Source organism: Mesorhizobium sp., from assembly GCF_017306585.1.
In the GTDB taxonomy this organism is placed as follows: domain Bacteria; phylum Pseudomonadota; class Alphaproteobacteria; order Rhizobiales; family Rhizobiaceae; genus Mesorhizobium.
The window spans coordinates 1-8,186 of sequence record NZ_JAFKIC010000041.1; the positions used below are offsets into that span (position 1 = coordinate 1).

At 65.9% G+C, this 8,186-nt stretch carries 9 protein-coding genes; 2 read left to right on the forward strand and 7 right to left on the reverse strand.

From position 1 onward, the window contains the following. Positions 1-199 precede the first annotated feature (199 nt). The 6 genes from J0I79_RS01510 to J0I79_RS01535 all read right to left on the reverse strand — a co-directional run bounded on the left by J0I79_RS01510 (position 200) and on the right by J0I79_RS01535 (position 5,047). A complete protein-coding gene (locus J0I79_RS01510; RefSeq protein ID WP_292854798.1) occupies positions 200-943 on the reverse strand; it encodes a 2OG-Fe(II) oxygenase in 744 nt (247 codons plus the stop codon). After that, positions 940-1,491: a methylated-DNA--[protein]-cysteine S-methyltransferase gene (locus J0I79_RS01515; protein WP_292854801.1), complete on the reverse strand. Its 552-nt coding sequence runs from the start codon at positions 1,489-1,491 to the stop codon at positions 940-942. Before J0I79_RS01515 ends, J0I79_RS01510 begins: the two co-directional genes overlap by 4 nt. A 301-nt stretch (positions 1,492-1,792) precedes the next feature. Beyond that, entirely contained in the window at positions 1,793-1,927 is a 135-nt protein-coding gene (locus J0I79_RS01520) for a hypothetical protein (RefSeq protein WP_292854803.1), read from the reverse strand. Positions 1,928-2,032: 105 nt separating this feature from the next. After that, positions 2,033-3,172 (reverse strand): bifunctional DNA-binding transcriptional regulator/O6-methylguanine-DNA methyltransferase Ada, encoded by a 1,140-nt coding sequence (gene ada, locus J0I79_RS01525; protein ID WP_292854821.1) that lies wholly within the window; start codon positions 3,170-3,172, stop codon positions 2,033-2,035. 62 nt (positions 3,173-3,234) lie between these two features. Next, entirely contained in the window at positions 3,235-4,329 is a 1,095-nt protein-coding gene (locus J0I79_RS01530) for a phosphatase PAP2 family protein (protein ID WP_292854806.1), read from the reverse strand. 268 nt (positions 4,330-4,597) lie between these two features. Then, positions 4,598-5,047, reverse strand: coding sequence for an ester cyclase (locus tag J0I79_RS01535; protein WP_292854809.1), 450 nt, complete (start codon positions 5,045-5,047; stop codon positions 4,598-4,600). Between the two features lie 249 nt (positions 5,048-5,296). On the opposite strand from J0I79_RS01535, the gene J0I79_RS01540 reads away from it, so the two are divergent. Then, complete coding sequence (locus J0I79_RS01540; RefSeq protein WP_292854812.1) at positions 5,297-5,644, forward strand: hypothetical protein; 348 nt, start codon at positions 5,297-5,299, stop codon at positions 5,642-5,644. 119 nt (positions 5,645-5,763) lie between these two features. Beyond that, positions 5,764-7,860, forward strand: a complete 2,097-nt coding sequence (locus tag J0I79_RS01545; RefSeq protein WP_292854815.1) for an EAL domain-containing protein — start codon at positions 5,764-5,766, stop codon at positions 7,858-7,860. On the opposite strand, the gene J0I79_RS01550 is transcribed toward J0I79_RS01545, so the two are convergent. Next, the gene (locus J0I79_RS01550) at positions 7,861-8,055 is read right to left on the reverse strand and encodes a hypothetical protein (RefSeq protein ID WP_292854818.1); all 195 of its coding nucleotides are present in this window, start codon (positions 8,053-8,055) and stop codon (positions 7,861-7,863) included. Positions 8,056-8,186 lie beyond the last annotated feature (131 nt).

Here is an 8,186-nt window from a genome sequence, read left to right on the forward strand (position 1 = left end):
TGGAGATGGTGAGCGCGGACGAAGGATGAGGCGGCGCTTTCCCTTCTCCCCTTGTGGGAGAAGGTGGCCTCGCGAAGCGAGGTCGGATGAGGGGTGGTCCAGAAAACACCAACGTCTCACTCCGCTGGAACACCCCTCATCCGTCTCGGCGCTACGCGCCGATCCACCTTCTCCCACAAGGGGAGAAGGGGGAAAACCCTCACTTGGCATCGTGGAAGATGATGCCGACCGTGTGGCGCATGCCGGAGCGGAGCCGGCTGACGCCGTGGCGCAGGTTGACGCGGTAATTGCCCTTGGTTCCCTGCACCGGCCGGTTGTGGACGGCGAAGGCAACGGCGTCGCCCTGGCGCAGCGGCACCACCTCGACCCGGCTCTGCATGCGCGGCCGCTGTTCGGTGAGCGCGAATTCGCCGCCGGTGAAATCCTCGCCGGGTTCCGAGAGCAGGATCGCCACCTGCAGCGGGAAGGCGAGGTCGCCGTAGAGGTCCTGGTGCAGGCAGTTGAAGTCGCCGGGTACATATTGCAGCAGCAGTGGCGTCGGCCTGACCTGGCCTGATGCGTGGCACTGTTCGAGGAATTCCTCATGCGTTTGGGGATAGCGCTGGGCGATGCTCATGCGCTCGTTCCAGCGGTTGGCGACTTCGGCCAGCCGGGGGTAGAGCGCGCTGCGCAGGCCGCCAAGGAGGTCGGGCAGGGGGTAGCGGAAATAGCGGTATTCGCCCTTGCCGAAACCGTGCCTGGCCATGTGGATATGGCTGCGGAAATGCTGCTCGTGCTGATAGAGGCCGGCGATCTGCCGGCACTCCTGCGGCGACAGGAGCTTTTCCATCACCGCGCAGCCGAAGCCGTCGAGCTCGCCGGCGAGGGCCGGCCAGTCATAGAAGGCGACGCGGGCCTCCGCGGCTTCGACCGCCGATGGCGCAACCCTGGCGTGGGCGTTCATATCGCGGCCTCCCGGTCGAGCAGGGCGCGCTTGCGTTCGAGGCCCCAGCGGTAGCCGGACAGCGAGCCGTCGGCGCGCAGCACGCGGTGGCAGGGAATGCCGAGCGCGATGGCGTTGGCGGCGCAGGCCGTGGCCACCGCGCGGGCGCCGTTCGGCATGCCGAGGCGGCGGGCAAGGGCCGTGTAGGTGATGGTGGCGCCGGGGCGTATCGCGCGCAGCACCTGCCAGACGCGTTGCTGGAACGGCGTGCCATGGCCCATGTCGAGCGGAAGGTCGAGCCCGGCGCCGGGCGTTTCGATGAAGCGCAAGATCGCGGCGAGGTCATCGCGCAGGGCGGTTTCGTCCGCGATGATCATCCTGCCGGGGAAACGGTCGGCAATATCCTGTTCCAGTGCCTCGGCGTCGTCGCCGATGAGAATGGCGCAGACGCCGATCGGGCTGCGTGCCGCGAGGATCGTGCCGATGGTTGATTGGCCGACGGCAAAGGCGATGGCGTCGAGGGTGGCGGCGGAGGCCGTCGCCGGGGTTTGGGTTTGCGAGAGGTTCATGGTCTTTGCTCCTTGTTGTGCCTGAACCCTAGCGGGGTGGCCGGTCGCGCTCACTCCGGTGCTTGCTTTCAAATTCAAATCGCTGGGTTTGAGGATGTCGACGCGGAGGTAGGTGCCCTACGGCGCCCCCCTCTGTCCTGCCGGACATCTCCCCCACGAGGGGGGAGATTGGCTGTTATTGCTGCTTTCGCCAATTTCCGACGTTGCAAGGGGAGAGCCGGCGCGAAAGCTGCCAATCTCCCCACCTGTGGGGGAGATGTCCGGCAGGACAGAGGGGGGCGCCGTAGAGCGCAAAGTGTGCTCATGCCACGCGCGTTACCGACACTTCGCCAAATACAAACACCTCGCCCGACACCAGCCGCAGTTCGATCTCGCCGGTCCCGGTGCGGTGCCATTCGGCCTTGCCTTCCTCGACAAGCTCCCCGACAGCTGCCATCACCTTCGACTTCGCATCGTCTTGGTCGATGACGGCGCCATTGGATGTCCGGCTGTTCGCAACTGAGGGGGAAGACCTCGCCATTGCGCTCATCGCCGGTCCCCGTCAGGCCTTCGAAGGCCGGTGCGCCGGGGCGCTTGATCTTGTGTCCGCCGCCTCGCGCTCAAGCAGCGCGCGCTTGCGCTCGGCTCCCCAGGCGTAGCCGGACAGGGCGCCGTCCTTCCTGATCACGCGGTGGCAGGGAATGGCGACCGCATGGGCGTTGGCGGCGCAAGCGGCGGCTATGGCGCGGGTCGACTTCGGCGCGCCGATGCGCCGCGCGATCTCGGCATAGGAAACGGTGCCGCCGGCCGGGATATCCTGCAGGGCCTGCCAGACGCGCTGCTGGAAGGCGGTGCCGCGCACATCGAGCGGCAGGTCGAGCCCGAGCGCCGGCGCCTCGACAAAGCCGATGACGCGGGCGACGAGCGCTTCATAGAAGCTGTCGCCGCCGATCAGCCTTGCCCTGGGGAAACGGTCCTGCAGGTCGCGCACCAGCGCGTCGGGATCGGCGCCGAACAGGATCGCGGCGACGCCCTTCCGGCTCGACGCGACCAGAATGGTGCCGAGCGAGGTTTCGCCGACGGCGAAGCGAATTTCCTCGTCGAGCCCGCCGGCGCGGTAGCGCGTCGGCGTCATGCCGAGCATGCCGGTGGATTTCTCGTAAAAGCGCCCGCTGGAATTGAAGCCGGCATCGTAGATCGCCGACGTGACGCTGGCGCCATCCTCCAGGCCCTGGCGGACGCGGGCGGCGCGGTGCGCGGCGGCATAATCCTTCGGCGTCAGGCCTGTCACGGCCTTGAAGACGCGATGGAAATAGCCGGCGCTGCGGCCGGCGGCGGCCGCCAGATCGGCCAGCGAGGGCTCCTCCGTGCTGCGCTCGATCCTGCGGCAGGCCTCGGCGACCATGGCGGCGTTGCCGGCCTCCAGCGTCGGGCCCTCGGGATTGCAGCGACGGCATGGGCGGAAACCGGTCGCCCGCGCCGCTTGCAGACTGCCGTGCAACTGGACATTGGCGGGGTTGGCGCGCCGCGACGGACAGGACGGCCGGCAGTAGACGCCGGTCGTGATCACGGAATACCAGAATTGCCCGTCGGCCGATTTGTCGCGCGCCACGACGCGCGCCCAGCGCGGATCCTCGGCCACGGGCAGTGGCGCGGGTTCCAGCTCCGCGGATCTCAGGTCTTTGGCCAGTGTGATGAACATGGCCGCATTGAAGCGGCCGCAAGCGGCATCCGCCACCCGTTTCCTGCGAAGTCCTGGCCAGCTCAGAGGGTTCTGGCGCCAACCATTTCAGCTTGCCGCAAGGCCGGCTCGGGGGCAGCCAATCCGATGTCGACAGTGTCCCGGCTCGACAGGACGAAACGCCCGGTCAGATACCAAAGCAGGGAGACGACGAGGATGGAGAGGTAGCCGTCCACCGCATAGTGCCAGCCGGTGTAGACGGAGCCGAATAGGATAAGGGCGGCGAAAGACCAGCCGAAAGCCGCCCAGCGGCGACCGAAGCCGGTCAGGAAGAAGGCGTTGAGCGTGGCGATCGCGACATGCATGCTGGGCATGGCGGAGATGCCGCCGCCAAGTTGCGGGCGGCCACTTTGATAGGCCGCAAGCAGATAGTCGGCGTAGACATGGACCGACGTGGCGAAGCCATTGTGCGCCAGCGCCGTCTGCAATCCGGCGAAGCGGTCGCCGCCATGGAGCTGATCGAAGAAAATCGGCCCGGCGGAGGACAGAACGGTCGCAAGAACAGTGCCGCACAGCACCGTGGTCAGGGCGAAGGCCCAGAGATAGCGCAGGCGCCTGGCTGGGCTGTTCCAGAAGGCGACGAAGAGCAGGATGCCGAACCACTGCAGGAGCCAGCCAAATCCGTAACAGCCGAAAATGACTGCCGAGACCGGTTCCGAAACGATGCCGTGCGCCCAAGCCCAAGGGTCGGTGCCGTGCAGCTGAAGATCGAGCTCCGCCAGCATGGGATCGGCATAGAACGGAACGATGTCGGGGATGGTGATCTTGAACGTGGTGAAGGCGGTAACGCAAAGGAAGAACAGCAGGATGACCGGCGCGGCGGCCAGCCAGCGCCGCTTCAGCGTGTCCAGCATGAACCGGGTCGGATTGGGCCGGGCAAATGTCAGCCCGACCACGCCAAGGCCCGCCGCCAGAAGCGCTGGCAGAAACAACAGGAAGGGCTGGGCATAGGACTGCGAAAGATAGAGGTAACGGCCCGGCTGCAGGTAAAGAGCCAACGCGGCATAGGCCAGGCAAAGGGCAGTCAGCAGCCAGCCGCTCCTGCTTGCCGCTATGTCCAGATCAGGAAGGTCGGCAAAGCGGCGATCCCCGCCGTTCTGCCCGGTGTGCGCATGCATCGAAGGACATCCCGCCAGCTGCCCAATTTCAATGACTATTTCGCATTGGATGTATTACAAACCGGTTACACTTGTCAAAACTCACAACTACAATATTAGTTGTTTATAATACAATATTTGCTGGCAAGAATTTGTTGACGAAATCCGACAAGGTCGGAGCCTCGGTCACCATCGTGCCCGACTGCCTGCCGCCCGCAGGCCTGGAGAGGGCCATCGCCTCGATGGCGATGGCCCTCGGGATCAAGCGGCCCCGATCAAGCAACCTCGATCAGGCAGCCTTGATCAGGCCGAGCTGGGTGAGGGCGGCGACGCCGTCATCGAGGCCGATCTCCTCGACGATCCGGCCGTCCACCACTTTCAGCACCGTTGTGCCGGTGAAGCGCATGGTGCGGCCGGTGGCGGCCGGCAGGGCGCCGGCGAGGAAATCGCCGAAGGCCGGGCCGGTATGCGTGCCGCCGCCTTCCCACTGACCGACGACATAGTCGCCCTCGGCGATGAGATCGGCCGTGGCCCAGAAGTTGAGATCCGGGAAGGCGGCGCGGAAGTCGGTCATGAAGGCCTTGATGTCGGAGCGGCCCCGGCGCGGCTGATGCAGGGAATAGCTGAGCAGCATGTCCGGCGCGGCGATGTCATCGACGACGGACAGATCGCAGGTCTTACCCCAGAAATCGGTGAACCATCTGACGACGACGGCCTTGTTGTCTTCCTGTTTGGTCATTGGGAGGTCCTCTTGCTGTTTGCGGGGGATCGCCGGATTGATCGGCGAACCCGCGCAATCAGTACGACCGCCGGCCGGCCGTGGAACTCCGGTTCTTGACGGGCAATCCGATGCCGGCCATGCGGAAAAATGTGCACCTGGCAGCGCTGCGCCGCGACCACCCCTGCGCTCCGGTCATGGAGGTTTCCGGCTAGCCGAGCCGGGCGGCATGCCGTAAAGGTCAACTAGAACACGCAGACTGGGGGGTGTATGCGCGCTTTTCTTACCGCGGCGATGATTGTCGCATTCTCTTTTTCTGCTCATGCTGGCGACGACAAACGTTTTGCTTCGATCCAAAAGCAAATCGCGAAATGCGCTCGTGCCCCGAAATACACCCCAGGCGTTCGGTACGCCCTTGCAATGGTGAAGGTGGGCACAGATCGCGGTCGGTTGAAATCGATCACGCTGGAATCCTACAAGCCGCGCACAGAGGGCGGTCGGTATGTGGCAGAGAAACTTATGCGTGAGGTCAAAAGGTGCTGGCCGGCAGTCGTTATTAATTACAGCGGCCCCATTATTGTGCCTATCGACGGAACCTGGACAGACCGCCCCCTCTAGTCGTGCCGCTCGTTCCATAGGCAAAGCCTTGACGCTGCCGCCCATTCCGCCACCGGTAACGGTTTCTTGTCTGGTTCTGCCGCAGATTGCCGTGCGGCGGGGAAAAGTGACGACAGAAGATGGCGCGTCAGGACAAGAAAAATCGTGATGGAACGCGATGGGAGCGCGCGCTGGAGCGTGCGCATCTTGGCGTCTGGGACTGGGATCTTCAGACCGGCGACTGCTTCTACTCGGCGACTTGGGCGCGAATGCTCGGCTACGAGCAGGATGAGCTTGCCAACACCAGCGATCTCTGGCTGAAACTTACCCATCCCGACGACCGCGAGCGGGCGCTGGCGAGCGGCGACCGGCACATAGCGGGGCTGACCGACGCCATCGAGACCGAACTCAGGCTGCGGCACAAGCAGGGCCACTGGGTGTGGGTGCTCGACCGCGGCGGCATCGTCGAACGCGACGCCGACGGGCGGCCGCTGCGGCTGATGGGCGTGCAGACCGACATTACCAAGCAGAAGGCGGCCGAAGCCGAGCTCGAACAGGTCAACGTCCGCTTCCGACTGGCGCTCGCGGCCAGCGGCACCGGCATCTGGCACTACGATATCGCCACCAACAAGAGCTATTGGGACGCCCGCACCAGGGATATTTTCGGCCTCGTCGCCGATACCGACGAAGTTTCCGCCGGCCTGTGGCACACCTATCTGCATCCCGACGACAAGGAGGCGACCGAGCGCGCCCATCAGGTGGACCTGCGGATGGATGCGGTGACCGCCAGCCAGTACCGCATCGTCAGGCGCGATGGCGAGATCCGCCATGTGGAATCGCTGGTCCGCTTCATCGCCGCCGGCGCGGCCGGCCAGATTCTCGGCACCGTGCGCGACATCACCGAGGACAAGCTGCGCGAGCAGGAGCTGGCCTATGCGGCGCGCCATGACGCGTTGACCGGGCTTCTCAACCGCGCCGCCTTTGACAGGTTGCTTGCCGACCATATCGCCACGGGCGTACCGCTGGCGGTGTTCTATGTCGATCTCGACTACTTCAAGGCGCTCAACGACTTCGCCGGCCACGCGGCGGGCGACCTGGCGCTGAAAAGCGTGGCCACCGGCATTGGCCGCTGCCTGCCGCCGTCGGCGCACGCCGCGCGCCTGGGCGGCGACGAGTTCGCGCTGCTGGTGCCCAGTTGCGACGCCGCGCAGGCCGAGGGGCTGGCCGGCGCCATATTGGAGGCCGTGCGCGGCGCCGATCTCGGGCTTGCCGCGACGTCGCGGCGGCTCGCTGCAAGCATCGGCATCGCCATCGTCCATGACCACGCCACCACGGTCGCCGACGCGCTGGCCTGCGCCGACGATGCCTGTTACGCGGCCAAGGCCGCCGGGCGGGACCGCTTCGCGGTGTTCTCGGCCGAGGCCGCCTCGGGCGGTCTCAACGCGGCGCGGCTCGCCGCCGACACGGTCGATGCCATGGAGGATGGCCGGCTGAAACTGTTCGGCCAGGAGATCCACCGGCTGGGCCGGCCGTGGCAGGAAAACCGCCATGTCGAGGTGCTGGCGCGGCTTGTCGGGCGCGGCGGCCAGCTGATCCCGCCGGGCGAATTCATTCCGGCGGCGGAGCGCTTCGGCATCGCGGCCAGGCTCGACCGCTGGATCATCCGCAGCGCGCTCACGCAATATGGCGCGGCGATGAGGTCGGGCGTGATCACGCTCGGCTTCAACCTGTCGGCCCAGACGCTGAGCGACCCGGGGCTGTGGGACTTCGTCGACGGCATCATCGGGGAGACCGGGGCGCCGCACCGGGGCATCGGCTTCGAGATCACCGAAACCGCCGCCGTCACCAATTTCGATGCCGCCGAAGCCTTCGTGCGCAAGGCGCGCGAGCGGCGCTGCAAGGTCAGCCTCGACGATTTCGGCGCCGGCATGAGTTCGTTCGAATATCTCCGGCGCTTTCCTGTCGATGCCATCAAGATCGACGGCTCCTTCATCGAGCACATCACCGAGAGCCGCTTCGACCGCGAGATCGTGCTGGCCATAGCAAGCATTGCCCGCAGCCTCGGCTGCGCCGTGGTGGGCGAGAAGATCGAGCGGCAGGACAGCGTGGCCATGTTGGGTGACATGGGTGTCGAGTTCGGCCAGGGTTTTTTGCTGCACAGGCCGGAGCCGCTGGAACGGATCGTGGCGCGCGCGACATCAGCGGCGGACGCGGAGCCGGCCCGCAAGGTGTCTTGATCAAACCGATCGCGGCGCTGTCGCCCGGGGAAATTCCAGCACGCCGGCCTCGGGCCGCCGGTGCTGCGCTTCCGCCACCGTCTCGATCAGCAGGTCGAGGGCCTCGCACGCCGAACGGCTCGTCGCGTCACTGCCGCGCAGATAGTGGTAGGCGCGTTCGAGGTGGACAAGGGCGGCAGAAAAATCGCTGGTCAACGGACCCTCCATCATCCCGCCCTAATATATCTTGGCCCGCCTGCCGGAACGCGCGGTAAATATCCACAAGTGCCTTTGATTCAAATGCCTGGGGATTGGTGCGAGAAAGGATGCGCGACCGGGACGCTGCC

Coding starts and splice junctions, on each gene's coding strand:
- J0I79_RS01510 (WP_292854798.1), bottom strand. CDS start 943: ATGAACGCCCACGCCAGGGTTGCGCCATCGGCGGTCGAAGCCGCGGAG.
- J0I79_RS01515 (WP_292854801.1), bottom strand. CDS start 1,491: ATGAACCTCTCGCAAACCCAAACCCCGGCGACGGCCTCCGCCGCCACC.
- J0I79_RS01520 (WP_292854803.1), bottom strand. CDS start 1,927: ATGGCAGCTGTCGGGGAGCTTGTCGAGGAAGGCAAGGCCGAATGGCAC.
- ada (WP_292854821.1), bottom strand. CDS start 3,172: ATGTTCATCACACTGGCCAAAGACCTGAGATCCGCGGAGCTGGAACCC.
- J0I79_RS01530 (WP_292854806.1), bottom strand. CDS start 4,329: ATGCATGCGCACACCGGGCAGAACGGCGGGGATCGCCGCTTTGCCGAC.
- J0I79_RS01535 (WP_292854809.1), bottom strand. CDS start 5,047: ATGACCAAACAGGAAGACAACAAGGCCGTCGTCGTCAGATGGTTCACC.
- J0I79_RS01540 (WP_292854812.1), top strand. CDS start 5,297: ATGCGCGCTTTTCTTACCGCGGCGATGATTGTCGCATTCTCTTTTTCT.
- J0I79_RS01545 (WP_292854815.1), top strand. CDS start 5,764: ATGGCGCGTCAGGACAAGAAAAATCGTGATGGAACGCGATGGGAGCGC.